We start from the raw sequence: 15,128 nt of genomic DNA, 5'->3' as shown, positions 1-15,128 counted from the left end.
CCCTTATGGAAAAACGAATTTACTATCATGATACAGACGCCGGCGGGATCGTTTATTACGCTCAATACCTGTGTTATTTAGAAGAAGCCCGCACGGAGTTTTTGGAGACCAGGGGCCTTAGTGTCCAGATGTTCAAGGAACGCGGGCTCGGCTATGCCGTGCGCCAGTGCAATGTGACCTACCGTTCGCCGGCGCGTTATGGGGATGTTTTATTGTGCTCGGCCAAGTTAACGAAAGCCACGAGCGCGCAACTGGTCTTTCACCAAACCATCCATGACAAGAAAGATGGCCGCCTGATCCTCGAAGCCGAAGTGTCCCTGGTCTGCCTGAACACCGAATTCAAGCCAGTGCCCATCCCGGATGACCTGAAAGAAAAACTGTTGTCCTAAAGGCGACGGTGTTATAATCCGCGATATGTCCGAACGGTTCCTGCGCATTTATAAGAAATTTTATTTGGACGAGGTGAAGACCCATTTGCTCACTTACGGGGCCTTGTCCGGGACCTGTGCTCATTGCAAAAAAATGGACCTGAAAGTGGACGTGAAGGAATGTCCGGAATGCAAAACACCGTTCAAGTACATTGCTTTTCAAAATGTGAGAGAACACATGCCCAAAATACTTAAGATCAGCCACGAGCGCCCGGAGATCATCTTCGTGGACTATGACGATTTCAAGCGTTTGGAAGGCGAAGAAAAGGCCAAGGGGATCCTGGGTTAATGGTCAATAAAAATCGGCTCGTCCGGCTCACGCAGAAACTTGTGCAGTTTGATTCCGTCAATCCGCCGGGCAATGAACGGATGGTGTCCAAATTCATTGCGCAGGACATGCGGTCTTTGGGGCTGGACGTTAAGATGGTCAGTTTTTCCGCCAAAGGCGGATCCGCCTCCGGCGGACAAAAGGACCGTCCCAATGTCATTGCGACACTCAAAGGCACATGGCCCCGTCAGCGGGCGGCCAGGGAAGCGCTGCTCATCACCCCGCATATTGATACGGTCGTCTTCGGTTCGGGCTGGACGTTCAAACCGGCCGGCGGGCAGATCCACAAGGGCCGCATTTATGGCCGCGGTGCGAGCGATGACAAAGGCAATTGCGCGGTCGGCATGGAAGCCCTGCGCAGTCTGGTTGAGGACGGTGTTCGCCTGAAAAGGGACATTGTTTTTGCCGCCACGGTGGACGAAGAAACAGGGAGCCACTACGGCATACGGCCTTTGCTGGATAAGGGAATTTTGCGTCCCAAGGCCGCGCTGATCACGGATTCGGAAGAGTTTGACGCTATTATCGCGCAAAAAGGACTGGTCCATTGCCGGGTGCAGATCTTCGGCAAAAAAGCCCATGGCGCTTACAATTGGATGGGGGTCAATGCCATTGAGATCGCCGCACGTGTTATCGGTCGTTTGAAAAAGCATCAGTTCAAGTTTAAGAAACATCTTTTGCTGGTCCCGCCGACGAAGAATATCGGCACGATCCGCGGCGGGGACAAGGTTAATATGGTGGCGGATTTCTGTGAGTTTTCCCTTGATATCCGTTTCATGCCCGGCATGACAGCCTCGGGCATTGTCAAAGAGGTCAAGGTCCTTATTGGTCAAGAGGCAAAAAAGTTCAAGGTCATTGTTGATGACAGCCAGAAACCGTATGAGATCAACCCCAAGGACCCGTTTGTCAAAACATACGTGGACGTGTGCCGAAAAATGGGCTTCAAGGCGAAATTGACGGGAAGCCAGGGGGCCACGGTCATCACGTTTTTTCAGGATCATGGCATCCCGGCTTTTTCCACGGGCTGGGGCAGTCACGGCGTTATCCATGCCAACGACGAATACGCGGACATTAAAACTTTGTATAACGGTGCGCGTGTCCTGGAGGCGTTCCTGAAAGAGTACGACGGGCGATGAAGTCATTTTTTCTTTCAGTATTTTTGCTGTTGGGTACGGCGGTTTGTGCCGCGCCCGCGCCGTTTAGCGCCGGGGAGGTCATGACGTACGACATCAAGCAAGGGTTCATGAAGGTGGGCCGGGCGACCCTGACATTTCCCGGTGAAGTGCAGTATGAAGGCCGGCGCTTGTTTTTGATCGTTTTCAGGGCTGATGGTTTTAATTTTTATGACAAGGAAGAGATCTATCTGGACCCGGACACGCTTTTTCCGGTCGTCGTTCTGCGCGACTTGAACATTTTCGGCGCAAAAGAAAAGATCCGTGAGGACTATCTGCAGGGGGCCAAAAAGATCTACCTGCACAAATTTGCCCGGGGCAAAGAGACCCAACAGGTGATCGCTGTTGATGGCGCGGTGGATAATATTTACGGGTTCATCTACCGTTACCGCCGCAGCGGCTCATTTCGGGCGGGTGAGGACCTGGACATCGTTTTACCGACGCAGAAATTGAAAATAGGCATTGTCAGGCCGGAACGCATCAAAGCGGCCGGCCGCAAAGCGGCAAGTTTATACATGGAAAGCAACCCGGCCAAATACAAAATATGGTTTAGCATTGACGGCCGTCACATTCCGTTCCAGATCAGCGGTGCTGTGGGGATCGCCAATACCATTATGGTGATCACGGATTACAAGGGGTAGAACATGGCATTACCGGACAAACAAGGGCATTTTGGGGAGTTCGGCGGACGTTATGTCCCCGAGACCCTGATGACCCTGCTCATCGATCTTGAAAAACAGTTCAACGCCTTGAGAAGAAATAAGGCGTTCAGGGACGAGTTTGCCTTTTATTTGAAAGAATACGCGGGCCGCCCGACGAATTTGTATCTTGCCGAACGCTTGAGCCGTCATTTGAGGACATTGAAGGTCTATCTGAAGCGCGAAGACCTTTTGCACACCGGCGCGCACAAGATCAATAATACCCTGGGCCAGATCCTCGTGGCCCGGCGCATGGGTAAAACGCGCATCATCGCCGAGACCGGCGCCGGTCAGCACGGGGTGGCCGCGGCCACGGCGGCCGCGCTCTTCGGCCTTGAATGCGTGATTTACATGGGGGCCGAGGATATCCGGCGCCAGTCCCTGAACGTTTTTCGCATGAAACTTTTGGGCGCCAAGGTCATCCCCGTGACCAGCGGTTCCCAGACGCTCAAAGATGCCATGAACGAGGCCATCCGCGATTGGGTCACCCATGTGCGCGAGACCTTTTATATCATCGGTTCGGTGGCCGGACCGCATCCGTATCCTTTGATGGTGCGCGAATTCCAGGCCGTGATCGGTGTTGAGGCCCGCAAACAATTCTTGGCGAAAGAAAGAAAACTGCCGGATCATCTGGTGGCATGTGTCGGCGGCGGGAGCAATGCCATGGGGCTTTTCCATGCTTTTTATAAGGACAAAGGTGTCGGCATGATCGGTGTTGAGGCCGCCGGCAAGGGCTTGAACACCCATGAACATTCAGCCACGTTGAGCAAAGGGCCGGTGGGGGTCATGCACGGCAGCAAGAGCAATTTATTGCAGGACAAGGATGGCCAGGTGCAGGTGGCCCATTCGGTGGCAGCCGGTTTGGACTATCCCGGTGTCGGGCCTGAACATGCGTATTATCAAAAGACAGGCCGCGCCCAATATGTGGCCGTGGATGACAAGGCCGCCATCCGCGGCTTTAAAATGCTTTCCCGGCTGGAAGGCATCATTCCAGCGCTGGAAACAGCCCATGTGCTGGCATATTTGGAAACCCTGGCCCGCAAGTCCAAAAAAGGAACGACGGTGATCGTCAACCTTTCCGGCCGCGGGGACAAAGATGTCAACCAAATCCAACAATTGATATAAAAGGGGACACCTTAAGGTGTCCCCTTTTACTCTTATATGAACCGCATTGATCGCAAATTTGAGCAATTGAAAGAACAGGGCAAAAAGGCCTTCATCGCCTTTATCACGGCCGGCGACCCGAATTTAAAGGTAACCGGGGAATTGGTGCTGGCTTTTGAGAAGGCCGGGGTGGACATTGTTGAATTGGGCGTACCTTTTTCCGACCCCATGGCGGACGGGCCCGTGATCCAGGCCTCGTCCCAGCGCGCTCTTGACCAGGGTATTAGTTTATCCAAAATATTTGATTGCGTAAGACGCATCCGTCAAAGGTCTGACATTCCCATCGCTTTGATGACGTATTACAATCCGGTTTTTCATTTTGGGCAAGAGAATGCCGTCAAGGCGGCGGTTAAAGCAGGTGTAGATGGTTTCATCATTCCCGATCTGCCCTGTGAAGAGGCGGGAGATTGGATCAAATATGCGAAAAAGGCAAACATATCAACCGTATTTTTTGTTGCGCCTACGACATTGCCTGCACGGATAAAACCCATTGCCCATGGTTCAAATGGATTTATTTATTATGTGTCTTTGACCGGCGTGACCGGAGCAAAACAAAATTTGCTTAAAGAAGCCGCCGCCGGTATCCGCCGCGTGCGCCGGATGACCCAAAAACCTGTTTGCGTGGGTTTTGGCATATCCACGCCGGCACAGGTCAGGGCTTTCAGCCGGGTTGCCGATGGGGTCATTGTCGGCAGCGCCATTGTCCGGGCCATTGAAAAGAATACCGGACAGCGGGATCTGGTCAAGAACGTCGTCAGGTTCGTCCGGAATTTATCGTGCGCCGTTTAACCACTCTCCCTAATCATATCCGCGTCGTCACCGAGACCCTCAAAGACCGCGACAGCATCGCTTTGGGCGTTTGGGTCGCTGCCGGCGGCCGCTATGAAACTCCCGCTAACAAAGGCGTGGCCCATTTTCTGGAGCATATGGCGTTCAAAGGGAGCCGGAAATACTCCTGCGACCGGATCAAAGAATCGGTGGAAGGGGTGGGTGGCAGTTTGAACGCTTTTACCAGCGAAGAAGAGACCTGTTATTATGCCAAGGTCCCGTCGGCGCATTTGTCCCTGACCTTTGACATTCTGGCGGACATAGCGCTTTTTCCAAGGATCACGGACAAGGACCTGGAAAAAGAGCGCGCGGTCATTTTGGAAGAGATCAAAATGTACCATGACCTGCCGCAGTATTATGTCATGGAACTTTTGGAAGAATTGTTATGGCCCGGCCATTCTTTGGGCCAGAGCCTGGCAGGGACCGCGCAAAGCGTAGGACGGATGAATGCGGATGATCTTTGGGCATTCCACCGTCAGTTATACAGCGCGCAGAATATCGTGGTTTCCGCCTGCGGCTGTGTCAACCACGACCGCCTGGTGGGCATGGTCCGGCGTAAATTCGCGTCGCTTAAACCATTGCCGAAGGTGGATTACCGCCAAGCCCGCAAGACCCAGGATAAACCCGCGGCGCGGTTTTACGAAAAGAACACTGAACAAATGCATTTGGCTTTGGGTTATCTGGCCTATGAGACCAATCATAAAGATTGTTACGTTCTGTCGCTTTTGAATATTATTTTGGGCGGCAATATGTCCAGCCGTCTGTTCAATGAGGTGCGCGAGCGCCGGGGCCTGGCGTATTCCATTTCCAGCGGTTTGAAAACCCTGGATGACACCGGCGTGTTTTTGGTCCGCGCCGGGGTGGACAACGGCAAGATCGTCGCGGCTTTGGAGCTGATCCTGAAAGTGCTTGAGGGGACGAGACGCCGCGGGGTCACGGCCGACGAACTCAAGCGTGCCAAGGACTATTATCTCGGCCAATCCCTTTTGGGCTTGGAAGACACCATGGACCATATGATCTGGGTGGGCAGCGCTGTGATCAGCAATGATCAGGTCAAGACCATGAAGCAGGTGGAAGAAAAGACCAGGGCTGTGACCCTGGCAGACATCAAAAGGGTGGCAAGGGATGTTTTGGCAGGGCATCGCTTGAACGTCGCGCTGATCGGCCCCCTGACAGGCCAACAAGAGACCCAAATACGGCGCCTGTCTGGCATTTAATGGGATTTTAGCTTTGACCTTTGACCTTTCTTCATTTGTCGTTGACAATGCCGGCAATATCCATTAAACTCAACTTCAAATTACTTGCCCCGCCACAAGCGGGGTTAACCCTGTAGCGATCTTCAAGGAGGACTGGATGGAGAAATTATCTTTTTACGACGTCAAGACCAAGGGCAAGTTCGAAACTGAAGATTACCAGGTCAGAGAGAAATCCGGCAGGTTCTTCGCCGTTGCCAAATCCCTCAAAGGCACGCATGAATGCTGGCGCGTGTTGAGCAAAGACCAGGCTGCCAAGGCCAAGAAAAAGTAAGCCGGAGCCGGTCTATCCGTAATAAGGCGTTAACTTCCAAACAATTAGCCAATAAAGTAGTTCAATTCGCGGACGATAAAAAAGCGCAGGACATCGTTATCCTGGATATGCGCCGGGTGGTTAATTTCTGCGATTATTTCGTCATCGCGACCGGCACTTCCGACCGCCAGGTCAAAGCCATCGCGGAAGGGATCAACGAGGGGTTAAGCGGACTTGACCTGCACGTCAATTTAGCCAAGAGTGTGAAAGATCTTGCCTCCCAGGGGGCGTGGGTTTTGCTGGACATGGGGAATGTCGTGGCTCACGTGTTCGAGCCCAATGCCCGTGAATTCTACAGTCTGGAACATTTGTGGCAGGACGCCCCCCGAGTGGAATACAAGCCGCGTTCCAGGAAAAAAGCCCGGCCCTCTCATGTTCGCCCATCTTCGACAACAATTAAATAGCATCATAGGTCAGGCCCTCCGCGGTCTTTATAAAGACACGCCGCTGTCCGTCATCCTCATTGATTTTCCCGCTGACAAGCAACATGGCGAATTTTCCTGCAATATCGCCATGCAGTTAAGCCGCGTTCTCAAGAAGAATCCCATGACCATAGCACGGGAGATCCTGCCTGCCCTGCAAACAGAGCTCTTAGCTTCTGCCATAGCGCCGTATATTGAGAAGATGGAGGTGAAGGCACCCGGTTTCATCAATTTTTATGTTTCCTTAAAAGGGTTTTGCGCTGTGATCGAGGATGTTTTTGCCAGGCAGGAGCGTTTCGGCATCTCCGAACATGGCCAAGGCCAGAAATTCTGCCTGGAATTTGTCAGCGCCAACCCGACCGGTCCTTTGACCGTGGCGCATGGCCGGCAGGCCGCGGTGGGCGATTCTTTAGTCAATATCCTCAAGGCCGTTGGATTTGACGCCCAAAAAGAGTATTACGTCAATGATGAAGGCAATCAGATCAACATTTTAGGCCGTTCCATTGAAGCGCGCGTCCGGCAGGCCCTGGACGCGGACGCCGCGTTCCCCGAAGACGGGTATCAGGGGGATTATATCCGCGCCATGGCGCAGGAGTTCATGCGCAAGCAGGGGATCAAAACCATGGCAGACCTGGACAAACAACCTGCCGAGGCCTTTCGTCATTTTGGGGTGGATCATTTGATGGCCGTCATCCGCAAAGACCTTGAGGATTTTGACGTCCATTTTGACATATGGTCCTATCAGTCCAAGATCGCCGGCCATAAAGCCATTGAGGACGTATTGGCGCAGTTGAAAGCCAAGGAATTCATTTACGAAAGCGAAGGGGCCCTGTGGTTCAAATCCACGTTATGGGGCGATGACAAAGACAGGGTCGTGCGCAAAAGCAACGGTGAATACACCTATTTGATGCCGGACATTGTTTATCACAAGGACAAGTTCAGCCGCGGTTTTAAACGCATCGTTGATATTTTAGGCCCGGACCATCACGGTTATATCCCGCGCATCAAGGCCGCGGCCGGTGCTTTGGGCAAAAGCCCTGACGATCTGGACGTCATCATCGTGCAATTGGCCACCATTTACCGCGACGGTAAGCCCGTGTCCATGTCCACGCGCCGGGGGGAGTTCATTTCCTTGCGCGAGGTCATGGATGAAGTGGGCAAGGACGCGGCGCGGTTCTTTTTTTTAATGCGCCAGAGCAATGCTCCCCTGGAATTTGACCTTGAACTGGCTAAAAAGGAAAGCGCGGAAAATCCCGTCTATTATATCCAGTACGCGCACGCGCGCATCCACAGCATCATCCGCAAGGCCAAAGAGGAAAGCCGCCTGGCGCCGAAAACCTCCGGATCCAGCGGTTTAAATGCCGCTGAAGAGATCGATCTCATGCGCAAGATCGGCTCTTATCCCGAGATCTTGGTCACATGCGCGAAACAACTGGAACCCTTTGGGCTGGTCCGTTATCTGCAGGAACTGGCAGGGTGTTTCCATAAATTTTATGATGCCTGCCGCGTGCTTGACGATGATCCGAATGTCACCCGTGAACGTTTGGCCCTGATCGAAGGTGCCCGTATCGTTTTGGCCAACGGTTTACGGCTTTTGGGCGTGCGCGCCCCTGAAAAGATGTAGCATGGACAAACGCTGGCTCATCCGGTCTCCTGACCCGTTTTTGCAAAAGACCTTCAGTGACGAGCTTGGCATCCATCCCATCATCGCCCAATTGCTCATCAACCGCGGCATCACGGCTGTTGGTGAAGCCGGATCGTTTTTATCCCCTGACTTGTCATCTTTATACGACCCGTTCTTACTGACGGACATGGACAAAACTGTCGCCCGCATTAAACAAGCGCAGGCGCGCGGGGAAAAGCTTTTGATCTACGGCGACTATGACGTGGATGGCGTCACCTCCAGCGCTCTTCTTCGCATCACCCTCAAACGTTTGGGCATCACAGCGATCAGTTATATCCCGCACCGCATGGAAGAGGGCTACGGGCTCAATGACGCGGTGGCTGAATTTGCGCGTTCGCAAGGCATTCATTTGATCATTGCCGTGGATTGCGGCATCAATGCGTTCGGTCCCGTGGACGCCATCAACGCCGCGGGCATGGAAGTCATGATCATTGACCACCATGAACTGGACGGCGATGCCCTGCCCAAAGCGTTGGCGGTCATTGACCCCAAGCGCCCGGATTGTTCGTATCCGTTCAAGGGCCTGTGTGCCGTGGGTTTGGTGGCAAAACTGGCCCAGGCGCTTTTAGGTGAAATTCCCGAAGAGGACCTGGACCTGGTCGCTCTTGGGACCGTGGCTGACGTTGTTCCTCTGCGGGGGGAGAACCGCATTTTTGTTAAAAAGGGTCTGCCCTGGATCGAGAATACAAAGAAGCATGGCCTGCGCGCTCTTCTTGAAGCGGCGAAGATATCGGGCAAGAAAATGAAGCCCTATTATATCGGTTTTATCATCGGTCCGCGCCTCAACGCGGCCGGCCGCATGGATTCAGCCAATATTTCCCTGGACCTTTTATTGTCCGACAATGCGCCGCAAGCACAGGTTTTGGCCCAAAGCCTGGAAACGCATAATCATAGCCGGCAGAAAATGCAAACCGAGGTGGTGGAAGAAGCCATGGCCATGATCGAGGCCTACGCGGACCTTAAGGACCATCAGGTCATTGTGGTGCATAAGGAAGGGTGGCATAAGGGTGTTTTGGGGATCGTGGCTTCGCGCATCGTTGAGAAATATTATCGTCCGACCGTTGTTATTTCCGTGCAGGACGGCATGGGCACAGGGTCAGCCCGTTCCATTGACGGTTTTCATATGCAGGAGGCGTTCGCCAGTTGCGCGGGCGTGCTGGAGAATTTCGGCGGACACAAGCGTGCCGCGGGTTTAAGGTTGAAACATGAACGGATCGAAGAATTTCGCGCGGCCATTAATGATCTGGCCAAAGACCTGTTGACCGGCGAACAAATGGTCCCGGCTTTGGACATTGATTGTGAAATTCCTTTGTCCGCCATTGATATGGACCTGGTGACCTTGGTCGGGTCCCTGGATCCGCACGGAGAGGGCAATCCTTCGCCGGTATTTTGTTCGCGCGGAGTCATTGTCAAAAGTAATCCGGCCGTCCTGGGACGGGATACGATCAAGTTTTTTGTGACGGACGGGACAAAAACCTTCAGCGCCGTGGGTTTTGGCCTGGGCGCGTTCAAGGACAAGGTGCAGATGGGGGCAAAGGTGGATCTGGCTTACGGCTTAGGCGTGGATGACTGGAACAAAGCGCCGGTGGTGCAGTTGATGATAAAAGATATTAAGGTCAAAGGTGAAATTTGACCTTACTTGGCTTTGACGATCTTATTCGCTTGGATACAGCTGGTGCAGACCAAGGCATGCCGGACGGTTTTGTCCAGGATGATCTTGATGCGCTGCAGGTTGGGGAGCACTTGACGGAGAGTTTTGCCGACAACTTTGGAACCGGCGCCGCCTTTTTTCTTTTCCATACCGCGCCTTTTATATTTTCTGCCGGAGTGGGGCTGTTTGCCGCAGATCACGCAAAATCTCATGGGATACCCTCAATGCAAAGGTTACAAAGTAAGTCCTAAATATACTGGAAACGGTTTTTTTGTCAAGCGGTTTTAAAGGACTTTTATGGATTTAGCCAAAATACCATCGTATCAAAAGCGTGTTTTTGTCCCTTTGAATGCGGATCTGACGGATGTTAATACCGTGACAGGCCTTTATGTTCAGCTGGAGTCACGCCAGATCAAGTCCGCCAGGGCATTGGAGCAATGGCTTTTGGACCGCTCTGAACTGGATGCCGCTGTCAGCCAGGCAGGGTCCATTTTGTATATCCGCATGACCTGTCACACGGATGATAAGGCCATTGCTGGGGCCTACACCAAATTCATCCAAACCGTTTCACCCGCGGTCAAACTCGTCAATGACCGTTTAAACCATAAATACCTGGAACTGCGCTCTCAATTTCCCTTAGACGCCAAACGTTATGAAGTCCATGACCGCGCGGTCAAGACCGACGTGGGATTATTCGTTGAGAAAAACGTGCCTTTGCAGACCGAAGTGGACCTTTTGTCCCAGGAATATCAGACGGTGTGCGGGGCCATGACCGTTGTGTTTGAAGGTCAGGAGCGCACCTTGCCGGAAATGGGTAAATATTTGCTGGAACCCGACAGGGTTTTGCGTGAGAGGGCCTGGCGCGCCACGGCCGAACGGCGTTCCCAGGACAAAGATAAATTTGAAGATATTTTTGACAAACTTTTCCAGAAGCGCGTGGCCATCGCGCGGAATGCCGGCTTTAAGGATTTCACCGAGTATCAATTCAAGAATTATCACCGCTTTGACTACACACCGGCCGATTGCAAGCGTTATCACGAGACCATTGAACAATTCATCGTCCCGCTCAATGAAGAAATTTTCAAAAGGCGCAAGAAGGAAATGAAATCAGAAACTTTACGGCCGTGGGACGCGGCCGTGGATCCTTTGGGCCGCGGGCCTTTAAAACCGTTTGAAAAGCCGAAGGAATTAGTGGATGGGATCAAAAAGATCTTTAAGCGCGTGGACTTTCAGCTGGGCGACCAGTTCAATATGATGGATAAAGAAGGGCTTTTGGACCTGGACAGCCGCAAGGGTAAGGCCCCGGGCGGTTATCAAAACACGCTTTCCGAGGCACGCAAGCCGTTCATTTTTATGAACGCCGTGGGCGTGGATGATGACGTGCGCACCCTTTTGCATGAAGGCGGCCATGCGTTCCATGCCCTGGCCTGTGCCAAAGACCCGCTGGTGGATTATCGCCACGGCCCCATAGAATTCTGCGAGGTGGCGTCCATGGCCATGGAACTTCTGGGCGGGCGTTATATCAACGAGTTTTATAATGACGCGGACACCAAACGCTCCAACCGCGAACATCTCGAAGGCATCATCCACATCCTCGCCTGGGTGGCCAACATTGACGCGTTCCAGCACTGGCTCTATGAACACCCTGACCATTCGCCGGCAGAGCGTCGGCAGGCATGGACGGGTTTTTATGAACAGTTCGGCGGCAAATTCATTGACTGGAGCGATTTGACGGAAGTGAAGGCCTATTTGTGGCACAGGCAATTGCATATTTTTGAGATACCGTTTTATTACATTGAATACGGTATCGCCCAGTTGGGCGCTTTGCAGGTATGGCTTAACGCGCGCAAAGATCCCAGGAAAGCCCTGGCGGATTATCGCAAAGGGTTGAGCTTGGGCGGTTCACGACCGTTGCCGGAATTGTATAAAACCGCGGGCATACGCTTTGATTTTTCCGAAGGCATCATCAAACCCCTCGCCGACGCCGTTTATCAAGAGTGGCAAAAACTTTTGGTATGATCAAGTTAACTCATGAAGAGATCGTGGCCAGGCAGGTGAGCGGTTTGAACAAACCGTGCCTGCCGTTTTGCGTCATTTTGAATAATATCCGCAGTCTGCATAATGTCGGCGCCATTTTTCGGACTGCCGACGGCGTAGGAGTGGAAAAAATATGGCTGTGCGGCATCACCGGCTATCCGCCGCAGGCAGGCATCGTCAAAACCGCTCTGGGTGCGCAAGACCATGTGTCGTGGGAATATAGAGAAGACCCGGTTGTTTTGGCAGAGGAGTTAAAGAAGCAGGGATATCAGATCGTTCTGTTAGAGCAGATGGCAGGAGCGGTTTCGCATGACGTATTTGTGCCCAAAGCGCCAGTGTGTCTGATCATCGGCAATGAGGTCAGCGGCGTGTCGGAACGTTTGGCGGCTTTGTGTGATACGGCCATTGAGATCGAGATGGCGGGGATCAAGAATTCATTGAACGTCGCGATCGCTTTTGGTGTTGCCGCCTACCACATTCGCGCCTGTTTTAAAAAATCATGAGACCCTTGCGCGTGAGTATAATGGAGTTAAAATAAATCCATGCCTTTCATGTTTGAACTGACCATCATCCTTGCCATGATCGCCGTTAATGCTGTTTTTGCCGCCTATGAAATGTCGCTGGCTTCCATTTCCCGGACGAAATTGACCGCCTTGGTCAATATGAAATTGAAAGGGGCTTTAGAGGCCGCGCATATGAAGGACCGCATGGAGGCCAGCCTTGCGGTCGTGCAGGTGGGCATTACGCTGGTGGGCGCCATTGCCGCGGCCGTGGGTGGGGCGGGCATGGAAAAGCATTTTGCTCCGGCCCTTGCCGCCGGCCTGGGGATCTCCCGCGGCGGCGCGGACATCCTGGCCCTGGTTTTCCTGATCCTGCCTTTAAGCGCCCTGACCATTATTTTCGCCGAACTCATTCCCAAAACGTACGCCATCCATCACCAGGCCTTTGTCTGTTTGGCCCTGTCTCCCTTCATGAAGATCCTGGCCGGCATTGCCTATCCGGTGGTGGCTGTTTTCGAGGGCATTGTCAAAAAGACCATTGATTTTATCAATCAAAAATATCAGCGCAAGAACCGCCCCGAGGAGAACACCGGTCTGCATGAACTCAATGCCGCCGTGGCCATCGCCCGCACGTCGCGTTTATTGGGAGCCAGGGAAGAAAAGATCGTTTTGGCCGCGGCCCAATTGTCCGTGCGGCCCATCAAGGAAAGCATGATCCCCATCAATGATGTTTCAACGATCGCCCTGGAAATCTCCCTGACCCAGGCCTTGGTCCACGCCCACAACGACATGCACACGCGTTTCCCGGTTTGCGCCGTTGAGAATGATCCGCAGACCATCCAGGGTTATATCAATTTCAAGGACATCATGGCGGGATTAAAACTCAACCCGTCAGACCCCAGCATCAGGGGCATCATCCGTCCCATCAAGACCTTTGAAAGTCCTACGCCGATCGCCCAGGTTTTGGAACACATGATACAGGAAAGATTGCACATCGCCCTCGTTTCCTCCAAAGAGGGAAAGGTCATCGGCATGGTCACGATGGAAGACATCATCGAGGAGATGGTGGGCGAGATCGAAGATGAATTTGACCGGCTTCCATCCTATATCCATCCGTATGGCGGCGGATGGATCGTCGGCGGAGGGGCCACGATGGCTGTCCTTGGCCAGACCGTGGGAGAGGCCTCCTTGCCTTTGTCCGTTGAGGAAAGATCTTTGAAACTGGCGGATTGGTTCGCCCGAAAGACCGGCAAGAAGATCCCTCTGGGAGGGGAAAGCATCAATGCCGGCCAAGTCCTTATTATGGTCCGCAAATTGCGCCGCAAAAAATTGGGAGAGGCGATCATCACCCTCAACAAGTCCGATCAATGATCAAGGCCTCCATCCTCATCGCCGCCCTCGGTTATTTCGTTGATATTTACGATCTCATCCTTTTTAGCATTGTCCGCGTCAAGAGTTTGCAGGCCATCGGCGTGCCGGACACCGAACTCTTGTCCCAGGGCGTTCTTCTTTTGAATATGCAGATGGGAGGGATGCTGCTGGGGGGCATCTTATGGGGAGTGCTGGGTGATAAACACGGGCGTCTGTCCGTGCTTTTGGGCTCCATTTTCCTTTATTCCATCGCCAATATTGCCAATGCTTTCGTCCAATCCGTGCCTGCGTATGCTGTTTTGCGGCTGGTCGCCGGGATCGGTTTGGCCGGAGAATTGGGCGCGGGCATCACCCTGGTCAGCGAGGCCATGCCCAAAGAAAGCCGTGGTTATGGCACCATGATCGTGGCCACCGTCGGTATTTTGGGGGCCATTGTGGCCGCGCTCATCGGCGATGTTTTTGACTGGCGCACCGCCTACATCATCGGCGGGGTCATGGGTTTCGGGCTTTTGCTTTTGCGCATCAAGGCAAAGGATTCCGGCATGTTCACGAAGGTCAAGGGACAGAATATCCGGCGGGGAACATTCGCGCTCATTTTTCGTTCGCCCGAGAGTATTCTCAAATACCTGCGCTGCATTTTGATCGGCCTGCCGTTGTGGTTCGTCATCGGCATTCTCATCACTTTTTCCCCGGAATTCGGCAAGGCCTTGGGAATGGTCCAGGCCCCCAGTGCCGGTCAAGCGGTCATGTTCTCCTATATCGGTTTGGCCCTGGGCGGTTTTGTCAGCGGCTCATTGTCACAGGTCTTCCAAAGCCGCAAGAAGGTGGTGGCTGTTTTTATGGGCCTGAATGCCCTATTCATGCTCATCTATCTTTTCAATCGGGCGCCGGATCTTGTTACTTTTTACGCGGTTTGTCTGGCGCTTGGTTTTGCCAGCGGCTATTGGGCGGTGTTCGTCACCATTGCCGCCGAGCAGTTCGGCACCAATATCCGTTCAACCGTGGCCACCACGGTGCCCAATTTTGTGCGGGGTTCCGTGGTCCCTTTGACGCTGTGCTTTCAGGCGTTGAAAGCGCAATACGGCATTATCCAGGGCGCCTTCCTGGTGGCCGCCCTCTGCGTTGCCATCGCGTTCTTGGCTTTGAGGGGGCTGGCGGAAACACACGGCAAAGACCTGAATTATGTTGAGTAATTTTTATTAAGAAAAATTGACATCGGGACAATTCGCGTTAATATAAAGATTGAGCAGTAAAAATTTTGTTAAACAAGATCAATCAAAAG

The 15,128-nt window shown here is 53.0% G+C and carries 16 protein-coding genes; 15 read left to right on the top strand and 1 reads right to left on the bottom strand.

All coding sequences use genetic code 11. The features are described from left to right. Positions 1-5: 5 nt before the first annotated feature. The 11 genes from Q7K71_01985 (at position 6) to recJ (ending at position 9,920) form a co-directional block, all read left to right on the top strand. A complete protein-coding gene (locus Q7K71_01985) occupies positions 6-389 on the top strand; it encodes a YbgC/FadM family acyl-CoA thioesterase (GenBank protein ID MDO8674872.1) in 384 nt (127 codons plus the stop codon). A gap of 25 nt (positions 390-414) precedes the next feature. Beyond that, complete coding sequence (locus Q7K71_01980) at positions 415-717, top strand: hypothetical protein (GenBank protein ID MDO8674871.1); 303 nt, start codon at positions 415-417, stop codon at positions 715-717. Further along, the gene (locus Q7K71_01975) at positions 717-1,889 is read left to right on the top strand and encodes a M20/M25/M40 family metallo-hydrolase (protein MDO8674870.1); all 1,173 of its coding nucleotides are present in this window, start codon (positions 717-719) and stop codon (positions 1,887-1,889) included. Before Q7K71_01980 ends, Q7K71_01975 begins: the two co-directional genes overlap by 1 nt. Continuing rightward, entirely contained in the window at positions 1,886-2,566 is a 681-nt protein-coding gene (locus Q7K71_01970) for a DUF3108 domain-containing protein (GenBank protein ID MDO8674869.1), read from the top strand. The genes Q7K71_01975 and Q7K71_01970 overlap by 4 nt, the downstream gene beginning before the upstream one ends. 3 nt (positions 2,567-2,569) lie before the next feature. Then, on the top strand, positions 2,570-3,748 hold the full coding sequence (trpB, locus tag Q7K71_01965; GenBank protein ID MDO8674868.1) for a tryptophan synthase subunit beta: 1,179 nt from the start codon (positions 2,570-2,572) through the stop codon (positions 3,746-3,748). 36 nt (positions 3,749-3,784) lie between these two features. After that, complete coding sequence (trpA, locus tag Q7K71_01960; protein ID MDO8674867.1) at positions 3,785-4,576, top strand: tryptophan synthase subunit alpha; 792 nt, start codon at positions 3,785-3,787, stop codon at positions 4,574-4,576. After that, on the top strand, positions 4,564-5,832 hold the full coding sequence (locus tag Q7K71_01955; GenBank protein ID MDO8674866.1) for a pitrilysin family protein: 1,269 nt from the start codon (positions 4,564-4,566) through the stop codon (positions 5,830-5,832). Before trpA ends, Q7K71_01955 begins: the two co-directional genes overlap by 13 nt. A 136-nt stretch (positions 5,833-5,968) precedes the next feature. Beyond that, on the top strand, positions 5,969-6,142 hold the full coding sequence (locus Q7K71_01950) for a hypothetical protein (GenBank protein ID MDO8674865.1): 174 nt from the start codon (positions 5,969-5,971) through the stop codon (positions 6,140-6,142). Further along, positions 6,091-6,585, top strand: a complete 495-nt coding sequence (gene rsfS / locus Q7K71_01945; protein MDO8674864.1) for a ribosome silencing factor — start codon at positions 6,091-6,093, stop codon at positions 6,583-6,585. Before Q7K71_01950 ends, rsfS begins: the two co-directional genes overlap by 52 nt. Continuing rightward, entirely contained in the window at positions 6,554-8,227 is a 1,674-nt protein-coding gene (gene argS / locus Q7K71_01940) for an arginine--tRNA ligase (protein MDO8674863.1), read from the top strand. The genes rsfS and argS overlap by 32 nt, the downstream gene beginning before the upstream one ends. A 1-nt stretch (position 8,228) precedes the next feature. Further along, on the top strand, positions 8,229-9,920 hold the full coding sequence (gene recJ / locus Q7K71_01935) for a single-stranded-DNA-specific exonuclease RecJ (protein ID MDO8674862.1): 1,692 nt from the start codon (positions 8,229-8,231) through the stop codon (positions 9,918-9,920). Between the two features lie 2 nt (positions 9,921-9,922). Here recJ and Q7K71_01930 read toward each other — a convergent pair whose 3' ends face one another. Then, entirely contained in the window at positions 9,923-10,150 is a 228-nt protein-coding gene (locus Q7K71_01930; protein ID MDO8674861.1) for a L28 family ribosomal protein, read from the bottom strand. A gap of 85 nt (positions 10,151-10,235) precedes the next feature. On the opposite strand from Q7K71_01930, the gene Q7K71_01925 reads away from it, so the two are divergent. Genes Q7K71_01925 through Q7K71_01910 form a run of 4 tightly spaced genes read left to right on the top strand, consistent with a single transcriptional unit; the run spans position 10,236 to position 15,039 of the window. After that, positions 10,236-11,957: a M3 family oligoendopeptidase gene (locus tag Q7K71_01925; protein MDO8674860.1), complete on the top strand. Its 1,722-nt coding sequence runs from the start codon at positions 10,236-10,238 to the stop codon at positions 11,955-11,957. Continuing rightward, positions 11,954-12,478, top strand: a complete 525-nt coding sequence (locus Q7K71_01920; GenBank protein MDO8674859.1) for an RNA methyltransferase — start codon at positions 11,954-11,956, stop codon at positions 12,476-12,478. The genes Q7K71_01925 and Q7K71_01920 overlap by 4 nt, the downstream gene beginning before the upstream one ends. A 39-nt stretch (positions 12,479-12,517) precedes the next feature. Further along, positions 12,518-13,846: a CNNM domain-containing protein gene (locus tag Q7K71_01915; GenBank protein MDO8674858.1), complete on the top strand. Its 1,329-nt coding sequence runs from the start codon at positions 12,518-12,520 to the stop codon at positions 13,844-13,846. Beyond that, positions 13,843-15,039 carry an MFS transporter gene (locus tag Q7K71_01910; GenBank protein ID MDO8674857.1) on the top strand — a complete coding sequence of 399 codons (1,197 nt, stop codon included), beginning with the start codon at positions 13,843-13,845 and terminating at the stop codon, positions 15,037-15,039. The genes Q7K71_01915 and Q7K71_01910 overlap by 4 nt, the downstream gene beginning before the upstream one ends. Positions 15,040-15,128 lie beyond the last annotated feature (89 nt).

It is taken from the genome of Candidatus Omnitrophota bacterium (assembly GCA_030650275.1).
Lineage (GTDB): Bacteria > Omnitrophota > Gorgyraeia > Zapsychrales > Fredricksoniimonadaceae > JACPXN01.
This window is presented reverse-complemented; position numbering and strand designations above follow the sequence as displayed.

Coding starts and splice junctions, on each gene's coding strand:
- Q7K71_01915 (MDO8674858.1), top strand. CDS start 12,518: ATGCCTTTCATGTTTGAACTGACCATCATCCTTGCCATGATCGCCGTT.
- Q7K71_01930 (MDO8674861.1), bottom strand. CDS start 10,150: ATGAGATTTTGCGTGATCTGCGGCAAACAGCCCCACTCCGGCAGAAAA.
- Q7K71_01910 (MDO8674857.1), top strand. CDS start 13,843: ATGATCAAGGCCTCCATCCTCATCGCCGCCCTCGGTTATTTCGTTGAT.
- Q7K71_01980 (MDO8674871.1), top strand. CDS start 415: ATGTCCGAACGGTTCCTGCGCATTTATAAGAAATTTTATTTGGACGAG.
- rsfS (MDO8674864.1), top strand. CDS start 6,091: ATGCTGGCGCGTGTTGAGCAAAGACCAGGCTGCCAAGGCCAAGAAAAA.
- Q7K71_01970 (MDO8674869.1), top strand. CDS start 1,886: ATGAAGTCATTTTTTCTTTCAGTATTTTTGCTGTTGGGTACGGCGGTT.
- Q7K71_01920 (MDO8674859.1), top strand. CDS start 11,954: ATGATCAAGTTAACTCATGAAGAGATCGTGGCCAGGCAGGTGAGCGGT.
- Q7K71_01925 (MDO8674860.1), top strand. CDS start 10,236: ATGGATTTAGCCAAAATACCATCGTATCAAAAGCGTGTTTTTGTCCCT.
- recJ (MDO8674862.1), top strand. CDS start 8,229: ATGGACAAACGCTGGCTCATCCGGTCTCCTGACCCGTTTTTGCAAAAG.
- Q7K71_01975 (MDO8674870.1), top strand. CDS start 717: ATGGTCAATAAAAATCGGCTCGTCCGGCTCACGCAGAAACTTGTGCAG.
- Q7K71_01950 (MDO8674865.1), top strand. CDS start 5,969: ATGGAGAAATTATCTTTTTACGACGTCAAGACCAAGGGCAAGTTCGAA.
- Q7K71_01985 (MDO8674872.1), top strand. CDS start 6: ATGGAAAAACGAATTTACTATCATGATACAGACGCCGGCGGGATCGTT.
- argS (MDO8674863.1), top strand. CDS start 6,554: ATGTTCGCCCATCTTCGACAACAATTAAATAGCATCATAGGTCAGGCC.
- trpB (MDO8674868.1), top strand. CDS start 2,570: ATGGCATTACCGGACAAACAAGGGCATTTTGGGGAGTTCGGCGGACGT.
- trpA (MDO8674867.1), top strand. CDS start 3,785: ATGAACCGCATTGATCGCAAATTTGAGCAATTGAAAGAACAGGGCAAA.